The 16,923-nt window shown below is 59.7% G+C and carries 19 protein-coding genes; all 19 read left to right on the top strand.

What is annotated here, in order from left to right; all coding sequences use genetic code 11:
* The 19 genes from BJF91_RS21380 (at position 1) to BJF91_RS21290 (ending at position 16,869) form a co-directional block, all read left to right on the top strand.
* Entirely contained in the window at positions 1 to 264 is a 264-nt protein-coding gene (locus BJF91_RS21380) for a DNA -binding domain-containing protein (RefSeq protein WP_075616569.1), read from the top strand.
* A gap of 152 nt (positions 265 to 416) precedes the next feature.
* Positions 417 to 635: a transcriptional regulator domain-containing protein gene (locus BJF91_RS25095; RefSeq protein WP_162843903.1), complete on the top strand. Its 219-nt coding sequence runs from the start codon at positions 417 to 419 to the stop codon at positions 633 to 635.
* Positions 595 to 1,206 (top strand): DUF2285 domain-containing protein, encoded by a 612-nt coding sequence (locus tag BJF91_RS24625; RefSeq protein ID WP_162843902.1) that lies wholly within the window; start codon positions 595 to 597, stop codon positions 1,204 to 1,206. Before BJF91_RS25095 ends, BJF91_RS24625 begins: the two co-directional genes overlap by 41 nt.
* Before the next feature lie 164 nt (positions 1,207 to 1,370).
* Complete coding sequence (locus BJF91_RS21365) at positions 1,371 to 1,634, top strand: helix-turn-helix transcriptional regulator (RefSeq protein ID WP_075616568.1); 264 nt, start codon at positions 1,371 to 1,373, stop codon at positions 1,632 to 1,634.
* A 14-nt stretch (positions 1,635 to 1,648) separates the two neighbouring features.
* Positions 1,649 to 2,521 (top strand): replication initiator protein A, encoded by an 873-nt coding sequence (locus BJF91_RS21360; protein WP_075616567.1) that lies wholly within the window; start codon positions 1,649 to 1,651, stop codon positions 2,519 to 2,521.
* A 261-nt stretch (positions 2,522 to 2,782) separates the two neighbouring features.
* On the top strand, positions 2,783 to 3,301 hold the full coding sequence (locus BJF91_RS21355) for a DUF2840 domain-containing protein (RefSeq protein WP_075616566.1): 519 nt from the start codon (positions 2,783 to 2,785) through the stop codon (positions 3,299 to 3,301).
* On the top strand, positions 3,298 to 3,849 hold the full coding sequence (locus tag BJF91_RS21350) for a S26 family signal peptidase (protein WP_075616565.1): 552 nt from the start codon (positions 3,298 to 3,300) through the stop codon (positions 3,847 to 3,849). Before BJF91_RS21355 ends, BJF91_RS21350 begins: the two co-directional genes overlap by 4 nt.
* Entirely contained in the window at positions 3,846 to 4,172 is a 327-nt protein-coding gene (locus BJF91_RS21345) for a DUF736 domain-containing protein (RefSeq protein ID WP_075616564.1), read from the top strand. Before BJF91_RS21350 ends, BJF91_RS21345 begins: the two co-directional genes overlap by 4 nt.
* A gap of 4 nt (positions 4,173 to 4,176) precedes the next feature.
* Positions 4,177 to 5,178, top strand: a complete 1,002-nt coding sequence (locus BJF91_RS21340) for a lytic transglycosylase domain-containing protein (protein WP_083943428.1) — start codon at positions 4,177 to 4,179, stop codon at positions 5,176 to 5,178.
* Positions 5,179 to 5,419: 241 nt separating this feature from the next.
* Positions 5,420 to 7,162, top strand: a complete 1,743-nt coding sequence (locus BJF91_RS21335) for a relaxase/mobilization nuclease domain-containing protein (RefSeq protein ID WP_075616563.1) — start codon at positions 5,420 to 5,422, stop codon at positions 7,160 to 7,162.
* A gap of 130 nt (positions 7,163 to 7,292) precedes the next feature.
* Positions 7,293 to 9,311, top strand: a complete 2,019-nt coding sequence (locus tag BJF91_RS21330) for a conjugal transfer protein TraG (RefSeq protein WP_075616562.1) — start codon at positions 7,293 to 7,295, stop codon at positions 9,309 to 9,311.
* A gap of 1 nt (position 9,312) precedes the next feature.
* Positions 9,313 to 9,762, top strand: a complete 450-nt coding sequence (locus BJF91_RS21325; protein WP_184412907.1) for a CopG family transcriptional regulator — start codon at positions 9,313 to 9,315, stop codon at positions 9,760 to 9,762.
* Positions 9,763 to 9,950: 188 nt separating this feature from the next.
* Positions 9,951 to 11,339 (top strand): ABC transporter substrate-binding protein, encoded by a 1,389-nt coding sequence (locus tag BJF91_RS21320; protein ID WP_083943427.1) that lies wholly within the window; start codon positions 9,951 to 9,953, stop codon positions 11,337 to 11,339.
* A 56-nt stretch (positions 11,340 to 11,395) separates the two neighbouring features.
* Entirely contained in the window at positions 11,396 to 12,355 is a 960-nt protein-coding gene (locus BJF91_RS21315; RefSeq protein WP_075616560.1) for a carbohydrate ABC transporter permease, read from the top strand.
* Between the two features lie 12 nt (positions 12,356 to 12,367).
* Positions 12,368 to 13,228, top strand: coding sequence for a carbohydrate ABC transporter permease (locus BJF91_RS21310; RefSeq protein WP_075616559.1), 861 nt, complete (start codon positions 12,368 to 12,370; stop codon positions 13,226 to 13,228).
* On the top strand, positions 13,225 to 14,166 hold the full coding sequence (locus tag BJF91_RS21305) for a ribokinase (protein WP_075616558.1): 942 nt from the start codon (positions 13,225 to 13,227) through the stop codon (positions 14,164 to 14,166). Before BJF91_RS21310 ends, BJF91_RS21305 begins: the two co-directional genes overlap by 4 nt.
* Positions 14,163 to 14,936: an SDR family NAD(P)-dependent oxidoreductase gene (locus BJF91_RS21300; RefSeq protein ID WP_075616557.1), complete on the top strand. Its 774-nt coding sequence runs from the start codon at positions 14,163 to 14,165 to the stop codon at positions 14,934 to 14,936. The genes BJF91_RS21305 and BJF91_RS21300 overlap by 4 nt, the downstream gene beginning before the upstream one ends.
* Complete coding sequence (locus BJF91_RS21295; RefSeq protein WP_075616556.1) at positions 14,929 to 15,723, top strand: HAD-IIA family hydrolase; 795 nt, start codon at positions 14,929 to 14,931, stop codon at positions 15,721 to 15,723. Before BJF91_RS21300 ends, BJF91_RS21295 begins: the two co-directional genes overlap by 8 nt.
* A 30-nt stretch (positions 15,724 to 15,753) precedes the next feature.
* The gene (locus BJF91_RS21290; RefSeq protein ID WP_075616555.1) at positions 15,754 to 16,869 is read left to right on the top strand and encodes an ABC transporter ATP-binding protein; all 1,116 of its coding nucleotides are present in this window, start codon (positions 15,754 to 15,756) and stop codon (positions 16,867 to 16,869) included.
* The last annotated feature ends 54 nt before the right edge of the window (positions 16,870 to 16,923 follow it).

Genomic DNA, 16,923 nt, shown 5'->3' with positions numbered 1-16,923 from the left:
ATGAAGAAGCCCCTTCGCGACGAAGGCCCGCCGTTGACCGACCGCGTCAACGACTACGACGAGGCGCATTTCGCGAGTTATCTGCGCTTGCTCGATGCCGAAGCGGAAGGCGCCGACTGGCGCGAAGCCGTGAAAATCATCTTCGGTATTGATCCGGACGCTGATATCGATCGCGCGAAACGCATCCATGAAACGCATCTCGCCCGGGCTCGCTGGATGACGAGAGAAGGCTACCGGCACCTGCTCGAAGGCCGGATGCAATGATTTCCTGAAACGTCACGTTGCTGGTTCTGTTTCGATGCCCGCGTTGCGGGCGTTTCGGAGCATCTTCATTCCAAATATGGGGGTTGTTCCGTCCGAGTCCGGATGAATACATGTGCGACTCCCTCATGTTTCTGAACCGGAAGGGACTGCCGATGGAACCATTAGAGGATTGGCGCTCGCCGAAGTTCGAAGAGGAACTCGGCCGATTGGATCGAGGGGGCATCAGCTTCGAATTCCTCCGTCGTAACGAACAGTATCGCCACCATTACAAGTCGGCAGCCGACGAGAGTTCGGCGGACCAGCCGGCCGTCATCGCAGCAAGGGAGGGTCTTGCCCGGCGTTGGGGTGTTTTGTTTCCCGGCCGATCCTGACCTGCCGGCCACTAAGGCCAATCCGATTTGGCTCCCACATTATGATCCGGCAACTCTGATCATAACCCCGGCACCACCCGGTTTTACCGATTGCCTTGAACTTCAGCCCGGCGCGCTGCCGGCCACCACCGCCATCAACGCTGGCGGTTTACATGTTCATCTGACGGACAGTGACGGCATTCACCGTCTCTGGTTTCCAGAAGGCGATGCGCCGCTTAAAGCTGCCGTTCTCATTCCGCTCGATGCGCATCTCGCCGAGCGCCTTCAAAGCCTGCAGCGATGGCACCGCTGGCTATCCGAACCATCTTCCGGTCCGCCACCACGCTGGCAGCGTTTCTCTCCCTATCGAATTCACCGCTTCAGTCTGATGCTGCGCGCGTGGGATGGCGTCAGCAAGGGCGTGTCCAGGCAGAACGTTGCAAGCGTGCTGTTCAATCCGGCGCTGAAGAAGCTACGCTCGCTCGACTGGAAGAATTGCCCGGAACGCCGCCGCCTTCATCGTCTGCTCACGACCGCGCAGCAGTTGATCAAGGATGGCTATCGCCGCTTGCTCAAGCCCGACTCCGAATAAGCAAAGAGCTCTGATCTCGCGCCATCTCTCCGTCCATCCATCGTACCGTCGATGGGGGACACTCATAGGAGTGCGCGAATTTTGTCACTCCGCCTTGCCCGCTGATCTTCGCCATCCTCGCAACCGATCCGCCCGTTCCGTGGCGGTTGTGACGGAGGCCCAAGATGCAGCAGAAAACCGATTCCAATTGGCCGCGTTTCGTGCGCACACCCGAAGCCGCCCGCCTGCTCGATCTTTCTCCGCGTACATTGGAAAAGCACCGCTGCGAGGGAACCGGCCCGATCTATCGCAAGCTCGGCGGCCGCGTCGTCTATTCAGTCACCGATCTGGAGGCATGGGTTGAAGCAGCCGCCCGGCATTCGACGTCCGAGGCGGCAAAAGCACGAGCGAAACCGACCCTCATTCCCGCTGCCTGCACGGCGCGATAGGTGCGGTCTCTTCCATGACAACGCATCGCACTTATCAGGGCCAGCAGCTCGAACTCTTCCAGGCGCGGGGTGGGGATATCGCGGCGCGGGACGCCCAGGACCTCATGTCCTGGCCGTTCTTCTCGCTCGCCAAGTCCCGCCGTGTTCGGCCGATCGATTTCAAGATGGGAGACGTTGCCATCCGCGTCGAGGCAACCGCAGAACACGGTATGGCGACCATCTGGGACGCCGATATCCTGATTTGGGCGGCTTCGCAGATCGTCGAGGCGCGCGACAAGGGCTTGCGCACATCGCGGTTCATGTCGGCAACCCCCTATGAAATCCTCACCTTCATCAATCGCGACGACTCCGCTCGCAGCTACGAGCGGCTGAAGGCCGCGCTCGATCGGCTGCAATCGACCACGGTAGTCACCTCGATCCGCCAGCCGTCGGAACGGCGGCGCCATCGCTTTTCCTGGATTGCCGAATGGAAGGAGCGGCTGGACGACAGGGGCCGGCCGCTCGGTATCGAGATGATCCTGCCGGACTGGTTCTATGCCGGTGTTCTCGACAACGCGCTGATCCTGACGATCGATGACGCCTATTTCGATCTGACGGGCGGCCTCGAGCGCTGGCTCTACCGTCTGGTGCGCAAACATGGCGGTCGCCAGACCTGGGGCTGGAGCTTCGATCTTGAGCATCTGCATCTCAAATCCGGGAGCCTCTCGCCGCTCAAGCACTTTTGCTACGACCTTCGCTCCATCGTCCAGCGCCAGCCATTGCCCGGCTATCACCTCGCCATCGTTGGTGATCCGGACGGTCGCACGCGGCTCACTTTTAAACCTCTCCTCACCGATCGTCTTGCAGCGCCGCTCAAGTTGAAGCGCCGCAAGTCGGCGAGACTGTGAGCAGCCTGTGGACAGACCCGTGCTATCGAGGACCGGAAAGCCCGTGCCATCAGGGACCGAAAACCCGTGCTATCGGGGACCGAAAACAGACCTAACTGGTTCTTCCGCTTCAGCAATCTGCGCTCCTAACTGTGCTAACAAAGAATCCTTCGGATTCTTCCTAACGCCTTCGAGCGAGACTGCAGCAGCCGTCGAACAATTGGCCATCAGCCGCTCAGCCTCCACGATAGTACGCCACTTCTCGAACCGGGGAGAGGCGTCTTGAACACGCTGCAGAGACCGGATGGGTTCCCCACAGATGCGACCGCAGTGGAGCTCACGTGGCGAAAGGGCAAGATCGAGCACTGGATCCGCTTTGGCGAAACCATCGCCGAGCAGCGGATCGGCCGTGAGAAGCGCATCGTTGGTTTCGCGCCCGGCAGCCTCTTCGCCTTCGTCCGCTGGGCGGCCAACGACTATGGCACGGTTATCTCGCGCATCGACATCGTTCGCGCTGTCCGCGCCGGCGAGAGCTATCAGACGCTGCCATTCGTCCGCCCCGGCGGCGAGATCCTGCTCAGGCTCCATGGCTGGTCGAAGGTCGAAACCGTGCTCTTCGCCATCGACGCGATCGAGGCGCTCGGCATCGAACCCGCCGATGTGTCGCCGGATCATTGGCGACATCTCCACAACCGGCTCAGCGTTAATGAGCCCTTCCACGCCTATTCACGCGAGCAGCATCGCGCCTGGCAGAAGCGGGCGGCAATTGGCGGCTTCGACGACGACGGAGAGGCCCGATGACGCGCTTTGCCTGGGTCATCGCGACCTATGTTTCGGCTCTCTTCACCACGGGCCTTGTCTTCTTCCATCCGCAGAAGAAGTTCATCTGGAATGCCTCGGCCAGCGCGCCGATTGGGCTCTATCGTATCGAGTCGGTCGAGCAGTTTGATGTCACCGATCTTGCCGTCGTGATGCCACCCAACGAGCTCGCGAGCTTCCTTGAACAGCGCGGCTATCTGCCCAAAGGCGTGCCGCTACTGAAGCGCGTGCTCGCGCTCTCCGGCACAAAAGTCTGCCGCCACGACAAAGCGATCAGCGCCTATGACATGGTTTATGGCGAAGCACTCGACCGCGACAGCCGCGGTCGCCCGCTGCCCGTCTGGCAGGGCTGCATCACAGTCGAAAAGGGCCAGGCCTTCTTCATGAACTGGGATGTGCGTGACAGCCTTGATGGCCGCTATTTCGGGGTGCTTCCGCTGTCGACCGTCATCGGTCGCGCCGTCCCCCTATGGACCTATTACGACCCACCAACATCACCTTCAGTAACCAAGGAAAGGCAAAATCCATGACGCAGATCGGTATCTTCACGCGTAAGGAAGATGGCTTCTTCGGACGCATCCGTACGCTCACCCTCGACATCGAAGTCACCATCCTGCCAGCCGAGGAATCGGACGCCGAGAACGCGCCGAACCACCGTATTTTCGCTTCGGGACAGGAGGTCGGCGCCGCCTGGGATCGCACTGGTGAGCGGGCCGGTAGCTATCTCTCCGTCGCAATCGACGATCCGTCTTTCGTAGAACCGATCCGCGCCCGCATGTTCGAATCCGACACCAGGAAGGATGTCTGGAACCTGCATTGGACGCGCAAAATCCGGCGCGACGAACAGGGTTGAAGTCATGCGAGATAGTCGTTCCCGCGGCTCTTCAAGCCCAATCCCCTTGATTGATCGGGCGCTGATCAATCCCCCCGACCCGATCGCCTATTCGACGGCCGTCGCGCGCAGCGAAGGTCAAGGGCGGCGGGCGATTTTCTGGATGGCGGTACTGGCTTCCAGCGATGCCCGTCCGGAAAATCGCCGCCGGCGGAGCCTTGCCCTTGACCGCAGTGAGCACGATGGCAGGCTCGTTGCGTTTCGAGAGATGGGCCGCCGTTATGTCTACAGAGCGATTTTCGCGTTACCGATCGTCCTTGCATTGATCGCTTCGCTGCCCTGTGGGGCGTCGGCCGATCCGCCAGCGAGTGAGCGTTTTGATCGCCGCCTAGCTGCCTCCAATCCATCGGACCCATATGCCGGCGTCGTTGCCGAGGCCGCCAAACGCTTTGCCATTCCGGAGCGCTGGATACGCGCCGTGATCCGCGTTGAAAGCCGCAGTGATCCTTCCGCGATCTCGCCGAAAGGCGCGATGGGTCTGATGCAGATCATGCCGGGGACGTGGAACGAATTGCGTGCGCGCCACGACCTCGGCGAGGATGCATTCAATCCGCGCGACAACATCCTGGCGGGCGCCGCTTATCTCGCCGAATTGCACGATCTCTACGGTTCGCCCGGCTTTCTCGCCGCCTACAATGCCGGCCCCGGCCGCTATGAAAAGCATCTCGTCACGGGCGATCCGTTGCCGCAGGAAACAATCGACTACATCGCAAAACTCGTGCCGATGATCGACACAGAAGCTGCGCCAACCGTGCGGATCGCCGTCAGTTCAGGGCGCAATGAATGGGCCAATGCACCGCTATTCTTCGTGCAGCAGGGCGACATCGATCGAGACAATAGCGCATCAAGCGGAAGACTGTCGAAACGCTCCGCCGACGGGACCCCGATCGTCGATCTTTCGGCGCTTGCGCCTGCCTCATCAGGCTTGTTTGTCCGGCGGGGGCCTGGCGAGGGAGGGCAGCCATGAGAGGCAGGGCTTTGCGCGTCGTGGCGGACGGCGTCGTAGCTTTTGTGGGTGATGGCGAGGGAGCCGAAGAAGCAACCGGGTATGGCAAGATAAAAGGCCGCACATCGCGGCTCGGTCGGTCGGTTGTTTTAGTTGGGGATTTTGGCCATCTGTGCACATCATCAATGTTAGATGCGATGTGCTGGCATCCGAATTTATGTCGCATTATCAATGATAATCGCACATCGCACCGGAACTTCTGATGGCCAGTGACGATGATTTTCGCGTCCGGACCGGCCGCATCCGCTCCTCCCGCAGTCAGAGGGCGCGGCCCTTCATCGCCCAGGCGCTCGCTGCCGTCGAGCAGGCTGGCGGGCGCGTGTCTCGGTCCGGCAAGATCAGCAACGGAAAGGGCCGAAGCCCTAGCTTTGCACGCGGCCGTGTTGCCAGCATCCGCGCTAATCGCCTGATCACCGGCCGCACGCGGCTTTGCACTGTGAAGGCGCGCGTCGTGCGCAACAATGGGCAGCGCGCGCCTCTCACCCGTCACCTTGATTACCTCCGCCGCGAAGGTGTCACCCGTGACGGTGAGAAGGCGCGGCTGTTCGGGCCCGAGGATGATACTGTAGACGTCGAGGCATTCGCCGGGCGCTTGGAGGCCGATCGGCATCATTTCCGCTTCATCGTCTCGCCGGAAGATGCGGTCGACTTGGAGGATCTCAAACGCTTCACCCGCGAACTGATGCGCCGGGCCGAAAAGGATCTCGGCACGAAGCTCGACTGGGCCGGTGTCGATCACTGGAATACCGACAATCCCCATGTCCATGTGATCGTGCGCGGTCGCACCGACAACGGACAGGATCTCGTCATCGACCGCGACTATATCCGCTCGGGCCTTCGCGACCGCGCCCAGGACCTCCTTACGCAGGAACTGGGACCGCGGACCGAGCACGACGTTTGCCGCTCACTTGAACGCCAGATCGAGGCGGACCGCTGGACCAGGTTAGATCGCCAGCTTGCCGCCGACGCCGGACCGAATGGCATCATCGATGTGGCGCCATCGCCGGACCGGCAGCCGGACTCCTACCTCGTTCAGAAGGTCGGCCGGCTTCGATATCTGGAGCGGCTTGGTTTGGCCCAATCCGTCGGCGGCGGTCAGTGGATCCTCCGCGATGAAGCGGAGGAAACGTTGCGTGAGCTGGGCATCCGTGGTGACGTCATCAAGCGGATGCATCGGGCTTTGACCGATCAGGGCATAGAGCGCGCGACTGCTGATTATGTGCTTGGCGGTGAACGACATGGATCGCAGATCATCGGCCGGCTACTCGCACGCGGCCACGATGACGAGCTCAACGGCACGGCTTTTGCGGTCGTCGATGGCATCGATGGCCGCGCCCATCACATCCGCTTTCCCGATCTGGAAGCGACCGGTGACGGCGCGCCGGGCTCGATCGTCGAGCTGCGTGACTTCGAGGATGCCAAGGGCGAGGGCAGGGCGTCGCTCGCCGTTCGTTCAGATTTTGCGCTGGACGCGCAGATCAAGGCTGACGGTGCGACCTGGCTCGACAGGCAATTGATCGGCAGTGCTGCGCGCGATCCCGGCTACGGCTTTGGACTCGAGGTGCGACAGGCGATGGAGACACGGACCGAGCATCTGATCGATAAAGGGCTTGCCCGGCGTGAGGCGGGCCAAGTCATCTTCGCCCCAAACCTCCTCGGTACCTTGAGTGAGCGTGAGCTCAACGCGGTTGGCGAAAAGCTTTCGCAGGATATGAACATGCCGTTCCAGAAGGCGGGGCAGGGCGACTATGTTGCCGGAACCTATCGGCAGCGCTTTGTGCTTGCATCCGGACGCTTCGCGATGGTGGATGACGGACTTGGTTTCAAGCTTGTGCCCTGGACCCCGTCCATGGAAAAGCATCTCGGACAGCACATCTCCGGCGTTGCTCGCTCAGACGGCGGCGTCGACTGGAGCTTCGGCCGCAAACGCGGCCTCGGTCTTTGACCGCAGCGTCCAAGTATTTTTGCGATACGCTTCGCTCACCTGCGATACCCCCGTTCGTGCGTGTTGCAACACGCCGCGCCTTCGCTTTCCAATGTCCGCCTGCTTTGTCGCTGGAAAGGAAAACGTCTGATTGCCGGCCACGCGCGTCCTCTGGAGCCAGATCATCGTCGTTCTTCTGATCGTGTTCATCGTGATCTGGATGGCGACGCAATGGACAGCGTGGCGGCTCGGTTTCCAGCCGCAGCTCGGAGCACCCTGGTTCGAACTCGCCGGTCTGACGATCTATCCGCCGCCGGCTCTCTTCTGGTGGTGGTACTTCTATGACGCCTATGCGCCGCAGGTGTTTCTTGAAGGCGGAGCCATTGCCGCATCCGGCGGGTTGCTCGCGATTGCCGTTGCCGTTGTCATGTCGATCTGGCGGGCACGTGAGGCCAAGGACGTCCATACCTATGGCTCCGCCCGTTGGGCCGAGTATGAGGAAATCGAAAAGGCGGGGCTGTTGGGTGATGACGGTGTCGTGCTCGGCCGCTATGACGACGCCTATCTCCGCCATGATGGCGCCGAACATGTCCTGTGCTTTGCTCCCACTCGGTCGGGCAAGGGCGTTGGGCTTGTGGTGCCGACTCTTCTCACATGGCCGGGTTCGGCCATTGTCCACGACATCAAGGGAGAGAACTGGGAGCTCACTGCCGGCTTCCGAGCCAGGCACGGCCGCGTGCTGCTCTTCGATCCGACGAACCAGAATTCGGCCGCTTACAATCCGTTGTTGGAGGTCAGGAAAGGCGAATGGGAGGTGAGGGATGTCCAGAACGTGGCCGACGTCCTGGTCGACCCAGAGGGTTCACTTGAGAAGCGAAACCACTGGGAGAAAACCTCTCACTCACTTCTGGTCGGCGCGATCCTGCATGTGCTCTATGCCGAGCAGGACAAGACGCTCGCCGGCGTTGCCGCATTCCTCTCCGATCCGCGCCGGTCCATTGAGTCGACTTTGGCGGCGATGATGACGACACCGCATCTAGGGTCGAAAGGACCGCATCCGGTGATCGCCAGTGCTGCACGGGAACTGCTCAACAAATCTGACAACGAACGCTCTGGCGTACTGTCCACGGCCATGTCATTCCTCGGGCTCTACCGTGATCCCGTCGTTGCGACCGTCACACGCCGATGCGACTGGCGAATTGCCGATATAGTCGGTGGGAAAAAGCCGGTAACGCTTTATTTGGTAGTACCGCCGTCCGATATATCCCGGACCAAGCCATTGGTACGTCTTATCCTGAACCAGATCGGCCGGCGGCTGACAGAGGATCTCCACGCGCGCGAGCGCCGGCACCGCATGCTGATGATGCTCGACGAGTTCCCCGCGCTCGGCCGCCTCGACTTCTTCGAAAGCGCGCTCGCCTTTATGGCCGGTTACGGCATCAAGGCTTTCCTCATCGCACAAAGCCTAAATCAGATCGAAAAGGCCTATGGGGCGAACAATTCGATCCTCGACAACTGCCATGTCCGGGTAAGCTTCGCCACCAATGATGAGCGGACGGCCAAGCGTGTGTCAGACTCGCTCGGGACCGCCACAGAGATGCGGGTGATGCAGAACTATGCCGGGCACCGGCTGGCGCCCTGGCTCTCGCATCTGATGGTTTCCAGGTCCGAGACAGCGCGGCCGCTGCTGACGCCCGGTGAAGTGATGCAGCTCCCGCCGGACGACGAGATCGTCATGGTCGCCGGCATTCCGCCGGTCCGGACGAAGAAGGCGCGTTATTTCGAAGATGCGCGCCTCAGAGCACGAGTCTTGTCTGCTCCACCGAGTGACGAGGCCGGCGCAGCTCCCAGCCACGTGGACGATTGGTCGAATTCGATCCAGTTGGACGGCAGACCGATGAAAGACGGTCACCCTGCTGGAGCGGAAGAAAATCGGCCACCCATCGGAAGTGAAAGCGACGATGAAGCGAATGCTGGCCTTCGCCGGGAGCCCGGCCTGGAGGCGCATAAGGAGATCGTGTCAGAGTCAACAACAACGCCAATCAACGAGTTCGACCTAGATGACGACGTGCCCGAGCGAAACGCTATCTCTGCGCGCACGCTGGCGCGCCGTATGCATCAGGTCGCGCGACAAGCCTCGATGGACCCAAATGACGGTGTGGAGCTGTGAGATGGTGGCAACCCCGGAAAAGAAGCAGCGTCTGTCCGTATATCTGGAGCCCGATCTGAAACGGCGGCTTGCGGACTTTGCAAATCGACGCGAGCAATCGGCTTCATTGATCGCCGAGGCCGCCATAGCGTCCTTCCTCTCGCCGGATGCGGATGAAAGAAAGGAGGCGGCCGTCGTCAAACGCCTTAATCGAATTGACCGCAATCTCCAGCGCCTGGAGCGAGATCTGGAGATCATAAGCGAGACGTTGGCCCTATTCGTCCGGTCCTGGTTGAACTCAACTGTTTCTCTGCCGGAGAACGAGCAAGTGATTGCTCGAGCGAGCGGGGCCCAGCGCTATGAGAAGTTTATCGAGGCCCTCGGGAGGCGTTTCGCCAGCGGTCCAAAGCTTCAAGATGAAATCACCGATCAAATGGCCCCGAGGGAAGCACCTCCTATCCAAACAAAATGAACTCCGCTCTGGCTGGCCGGTAACTACAAAGCCCGACGGTATGGTTCACCGGTTTACCCATTTTTACTCAAATCTCTGGCGGCTCTCGTTTGTGCCCCTTGTTTCCTTGGCTATTCGTAGAGTTGGCAAACCCGGGAATGGAGAGGGCAAGCCAAGATCAATCAGGCTGAGTGCCGCGGGAGGAGAGAATGAGTTATTTATTGAGCGTTTTTCGTAGCAGTGCGATACGCGCTGCAAAAGGCTTTGTAATCGCATCCGCAACGATGGCGGCGACAGGGGTCGTTTCGTCCGCCACTGCGGCTGACAACGTCAACTGGCGCCAGTTCGAAGGAACTACGATCACCTGGGCCTACGACATTCATCCCTATGCCGACGCCTTGGCCGCGAAACTGCCGGAGTTCGAAAAGCTGACCGGTATCAAGGTTGTACCGGAGCTCTACCCCGACGATTCCTACTGGAACAAGTTGACGCTCCAACTGACGACGAAATCTCCAGCATGGGACGTCGTCGGAACCGGTATTCAGCCCGCCTGGGACTTCGCTCCGGGTGGTTCGCTCGAGCCCCTCGATAAGTATCTGAACGATCCGAAGCTGACCGACGCCAGCTACGACTATGACGACTTTTTCCCTTCACTCCGCAAAGCGCTGACGTGGAAGTTGGAAGATGGCCAGATTGCACCCGGTGAGGGCGGCAACGTTTGGGCCATCCCGCATGCATTCGAGAATATCCAGCTGTTCTACCGCAAGGACATCCTTGACAAATATAAGATCGCCTTGCCGACCACTCCACCGGAGATGGCTGCGGCCTGCGAGAAGCTGAAGGCCGCCGATTCTTCAATCACGCCGCTCGGCGTTCGCGGCGTGCGGTTCTGGAGCAGCATTCATACTGCCGCGATTTCAATTGCAAGCTCGTACGGCGTCAAGGACTTCGTCATGAAGGACGGCAAGCTGGACACCGGCCTGGACTCGCCCGAATCGATCGCTTTTCACAAAGACTATGTGGATATGATCAAGAAGTGCGCCGCCCCCTCCTTCGCCAATGACAACTGGTACCAAGTCGTCGACGGGGTTTCATCCGGCCGCACTGCCATGGCGATCGACTCCAATATGTTCGGCTTCTGGAACGATGTTGCCGGTCAGCCAGCGTCCGGAAAGATTGCTTTTGCTCCCCCTCTCCATGCGCCGAATGCCAAGAACTTTGAATCCAACATCTGGATTTGGTCGCTGGCGATGAATTCTGCGTCGCAGAAGAAGGGCGCCGCCTGGTTGTTCATCCAGTGGGCGACATCGAAGGAAACCGTGCTCGCCGGTGCCGTCTCTGGCAAGCTGGTTAACCCGCCGCGGACTTCGACGTGGAACGACAAAGCATGGCTCGACTACGCCTCCAAACCCGAATTCAACAATTTCGTCGAGAGCTTCAAGACGACGCAGGATCGCGCCGCACTGGCCTTTACCGCGCGTGTTGGCTTCGGCGAGGCGATGAATGCATGGGCGGTCGCTATGCAGAAAATGGTCAATGGTGACGACGTGGAAACGACGCTGAAGTCGCTGGCTGAGGAAATTCGCGCCGGACTTTAAGCCAAGAGGGCGGCAGCTTGCGGCTGCCGCCTTCCGTTACCCGGATGGAGACCACAATGACACCTCATGTTTCGGAGACGGCAATGGCTGTCCGAACCAGCGCTCCCGAAAAAGCGCAACTGACCGGAAAATCCGAAAGCCAAGCTGCCCAGCAGATCGACTGGTTCAGCCTGGTCGTAATCGCTCCAGCCGTTCTGATCCTGTTGGGCTTCTTGCTTCTGTTCTTCTACGGCGTTTTTCAGTCACTGACTGACCTCCGTCTTGGCCGACCGATCGTACGTTTCGTGGGCTTTGCGAACTACGCTGCGCTGATGAATACCGCCGACTTCTGGAACAACGTCAGGGTGACGGTGACCTATGCCCTGTCGGCGGTATTGCTGCAGGCGTTCCTGGGCCTGGCGATCGCAAAGCTCTTTGCATCCGGGGTATCGCTCGCACGCTGGCTGAGGCCAATCATTCTGCTGCCGCTTGTTCTTCCACCAATGAGTGTTGCCCTCATGTGGACGACGATGATGAACCCGCAAAGCGGTGTCTTGAACTATCTGCTCTCCCTTGTTGGCCTTGGGCCGTTTGCATGGATTTCAAACCCAGCAACTGCATTGATATCGGTGATCCTGATCGACGTATGGACCTACACACCATTCTTCGCGCTCATCATCTTCGCAGGGCTTCAAGGTATCACAGACGACATCCGTGAGGCGGCTCGCATCAATGGAGCAAAAGGCTGGTCCACATTCTGGCGGATCGAGTTGCCACTTGTTGCTCCTTATTGTCTGATCGCCGCCGTCTTCCGCCTGATCGAGTCCTTCAATCAGTTCGACATCATTTTCGGGACGACGCAAGGTGGTCCAGGCAACGCCACGGCGGCGCTTTCGGTCCAAGGCTACATCACCGCATTTCAGAACATGACCTTTGGTCGAGGCGCTGCCTTGATGGTCGTCAACTGGCTCATTGTTTTGATCGGCGCGTTCCTGACGGTCAAAGCCTGGCAGGCTGTCCGCCGCCGAGTGAACTAAGGGGAGGGAACAATGGAATTCACACGCTCGCCCGTCACGACGGTCATTCTCAATGCACTAGTCCTGCTCTGCGTCTTCATCCTTGCATTCCCGCTTGTCTGGATCCTGATGATGTCGCTCAAGAACCAGAGCGAGGTCATGGCTTGGCCGCCAACGTTCATCTTCACCCCGACACTAGAGAATTTCCGGGTTCTCTTTGACGTCGCCCAAGCGGGTGCGACCAGCTACGGGACCATCAAGGTCGACTTCCTGAGCCCCATCATCAACAGCGTCATTGTGGCACTCGGAGCCGTCGTTGTTTCTTTGATCGCAGGCGTGCCGGCCGGATACGTGCTTGCTCGACGTGAGATCCCCTTCAAGGAAGACATCGCCTTTTTCATTCTGGGTTTCCGCTTCGCGCCAGTCCTGCTCGTGGTCATCCCGCTCTTCAGTCTGTTCCAGTCCTTGGGACTCTACGACACCTATCTCGGCATGATCTGGGTGTACCAGGTCATCACGTTGCCTATGATCGTCTGGCTTGCCCGCTCCTACGTCGAGGATATTCCCAAAGACATCGAAGAGGCAGCCGCCATCGACGGTGCAAAGCCGGTGCGTATCCTCCTTCACATCGTCTTGCCACTCCTTAAGACCGGTCTGATCGGCGCCTCGCTGCTGGTCTTCCTGCTTGCATGGCACAACTTTGCACTCGGTCTGATGCTGAGTTCGACGAAGGCGCCGGTCACGGTTGCGCTTCTGAAGTTGCTCAATCCTGGAGTTCAGTTCTATCCCGTGATGGCGGCGGGCCTAGTCGTGACGATGATCGTCCCCGTTATCCTGATTATTGTTGGGCAACGTCATCTCGAGCGCGGCCTCACCTTCGGAGCGGTCAAATGAGATCAGCGCCCATAGTTTTCTTTGGAACGACGAATCTCGATCTTTGCTTCAATGTCGAACGGCTGCCAACGCCTGGCGAAAGCCTCATTGGATCGCTGGTTCGACATCCGGGCGGGAAGGGCGCGAACCAGGCGGTCGCCGCCGCACGGCTGGGACTTAAACCCAAGCTCTTTACTCGCCTCGGCGACGACGAAGCCGGTCGCGTTCTCATGCATTCTCTCACGAGCGCGGGCGTCATCACAGAGGCCGTTCAGATTGCAAAGGGGGAAGGGTCGGGTTCGGCGCTGGTCATGGTCGGCGATGATGGCGGCAACATGATTGTCATCGACCCAGGCGCTAACGCAAACGTCACGCCCGAACTGATCGACGAGGCGAAGGCCCACATCGAACCAAATTCGATCGTGGTTGCGGAAATGGGCTTGCCTATTGCGGCACTGGAACAGCTCTTCTCTCTGAAAGAGCAACTCGGGTTTCGGCTCATATTCAACCCCGCCCCTGTCAGGGCAGGACTGTCGCGTGCCGCCTGGTCTGCGGTCGACTTCGTCACGCCGAACGAGTCTGAAGCCTACGAGCTCACCGGGATCGAAATCGACAGTCAGGAAGCCGCTGCTCAAGCTGCCAAAGCCTTGCTAGCGCTTGGGCCGAAGGCGGCACTTATCACCCTCGGCGAACGTGGAGCCTTCTACGCTGACGGGACGCAGACATTTGTTGTTCCGGCGTTTCCGGTCGTCGTCGTTGACACCACGGCGGCAGGCGATGCCTTCAACGGTGGATTTGCTGCAGCGCTCGCGAGAGGTGTCCCGGTTCGCGAGGCCGTCCGCCAGGCAATGGCGGTTGCGGCACTTTGCGTCACTCGACGCGGTGCCCAGCCATCGATGCCGACCGCAGCTGAGGTCGACGAATTCCTCAATCACAAAACCTTATTGGAGATACGATGACATCCCCTCTTTTCTCGACGCCAGGCAACACCGTTCTCGTGACAGGGGCGGGGGGCGGAATTGGAGCAGCAATTGTGGCCGCGTTTCTGTCAAACGGCGCAAATGTGATCGCCACTGATGCAAATCAGGACGCGCTGGAGCGCGCTCTTGCCAAGGTGGAAGGCGGCGAGAAGGCCGTCACCATGTCAATGGATGTCACCAGCGAAAAAGACATCGAGCGCGTCATGGATGCAGTTGCCCAGCGCTTTGGACGCTTGGACGCACTTGTGAACAATGCCGGTATCAAATCGGCCGAGTCCCTGCTGTCAGGCGACAAGGCGAAGATCGATCGCACAATGGAAATCAATTCCGGGGCGGTGCTCCTCTGCTCGAAGCTGGTCGTACACCGCTTCATGAAGGAGAGTGGCGGCCGCATCGTCAACATCGGATCTTCGCTTTCTTCGCAAGGTGCGGTGTTCAACTATCAGGCGGGCGGAGCCGATTACTGCTTTTCGAAGGCAGTCGTTCATGATCTGACGAAGCTGCTTGCCTACGAATGTGCTCCCTTCGGCATCAACGTAAATGGTGTCGCGCCCGGTATCATCGACACCCCGATGCATGGGCGTCCGCGCGAAGAGACGGAAGCGCGCCACGCGGGGCGTATCCCACTTGGCCGTGTCGGCTCTCCTGAAGATATCGCCGGCATTGCTGTCTTCCTCGCAAGTCCGGCTTCGGCCTACATCACCGGGCAGATCGTGCATGTAAACGGCGGGATGTTGATGAATGGCTAAGATCGCACACGCCCTTGACTGGCCGCTTGTGGAAGGTGTCGTCTCCGATCTCGACGGCGTTGTCTACCGCGGCAAGGCGGCCATTCAGGATGCGGTCGAGACCTTCCAGGACTGGCGCGCCGCGGGAATCCCATACTGCTTCGTCACCAACAACTCGACCCATTCGGCCGGAGATGTCGTGGCCAAGTTGAATAGCTTCGGTCTGGAGATCACGGAGGACAATGTCGTTACGTCGGCGGTGACCGCGGCACAGTTGATCCGCCAGAGCCATCCTGCTGGTACGCGCATCTATGTGATCGGCGCGCCATCCCTCAAAAAGGCGATCGCGGATGCAGAACTCGAAATCACCGATGAAAATCCGGCTGTCGTGATCATGGGTCTTGATCGCGAAATCACCCACGAGAAGCTGCGTATCGCTGTCGACGCCGTACTGAAGGGAGCTCAGCTAATGGGCACCAACCCGGATCTATTGCTCCCGACACCAACCGGCTTCGAGCCCGGTGCGGGGGCGATCCTCACCGCGGTTGCGACCGCTGCCCGGGTCAAGCCCATTATCGTCGGCAAGCCGGAGGTCCATATGATCGAGGCTGCACTGTCGCGACTGGGGACCGACAGGGCATCGACGCTGATGATCGGCGACCAGATACCGACCGACATCCAGGCAGGAAAACGGGCCGGGCTGTGCTCTGTTCTCGTGACGACCGGCGTGCCACCGGTGAACGATCCGACGTTGCAGGCGCCGGATTTCGTCATATCCAGTCTGAAGCAGATACCATCGGCGCGCTGATAGGCGCGGAACTGACAATGGGAGGAAGAAATGGCTGAAGTCCGTCTTGAGGGAATCCGGAAGGCCTATGGCGCCCTGGGTATTCTGCACGATATCGATCTCGACATCGCTCATGGCGAGTTCGTGGTGTTCGTGGGGCCGTCTGGTTCAGGGAAATCGACGCTGCTGCGCATGATCGGCGGTTTGGAAAAAATCTCCGGTGGAACTTTGAAGATCGACAACAAAGTCGTCAACTCGATCGATGCTGCTGACCGCAATCTCGGCATGGTGTTCCAGAGCTACGCGCTTTATCCGCATCTGACCGTTCGCGACAATCTGGCCTTCCCGCTTCGCATGGCGAAACTGGGCAAAGACCAGATCACTGCAAAAGTACGTGACGCGGCGGCCCTGTTACAGATAGAGCACCTCCTCGACCGCAAGCCGAAGCAACTCTCCGGCGGCCAAAGGCAGCGTGTCGCAATAGGTCGAGCGATCGTTCGCGAGCCCAAGGTGTTCCTGTTCGATGAACCGCTTTCTAACCTCGATACCGAATTGCGGGTCCAGATGCGCGTTCAGATCGCCAAGCTCCATCGGCAGCTCGGCAACACTATGATCTATGTCACCCACGATCAGGTGGAGGCCATGACGATGGCGGACAAGATCGTCGTGCTCAAGGACGGGCGCATCGAACAGGTAGGCAGCCCCCACGATCTTTACCATTCGCCGGCGACACAGTTTGTTGCAGGCTTCATTGGGTCGCCGCGAATGAATTTCCTGCCCTGCAAGCTGAAGACCAAGGACGACGGGCGCGCCGAAATTGGCCTCAAAGACGGATTGTCCGGCTGGCTTCCCGTACAAACAGGGACGGTTGGACTTGGAACTACGCTGACGCTCGGGGTTCGGCCCGACGATTTCGTAGCGCCATCCGGCCGCCCGGGTGAACTGATCGTGGAGATCGATGTCGATTTCGTGGAACACCTGGGTAGCGCCACGTACCTCTACGGGACTGCGCTGGGAGAGCATGTTGTGGCCCGCTCGCCCAATGATCACTTTCATTCCGGAAAAGGAGGGCGCGTCTCGCTCGCGGTGGCTGCGTCCGACTGCTACGTATTCACTCCGCAGGGAAAGGCTTTACCGCGTCTGGAGGCACCGAAAAGCTGGAGTTGATTATCGCTTCCGGATGCATGATCCTGCCGGGAGCACAAAATTCATGAGGCGATA

This window comes from Gillisella taibaishanensis (assembly GCF_001938985.1).
Classification (GTDB): Bacteria; Pseudomonadota; Alphaproteobacteria; order Rhizobiales; family Rhizobiaceae; genus Allorhizobium; species Allorhizobium taibaishanense.
Note: the sequence above shows the minus strand (reverse complement) of the source record. Positions and strands in the feature narration are given on the sequence as shown.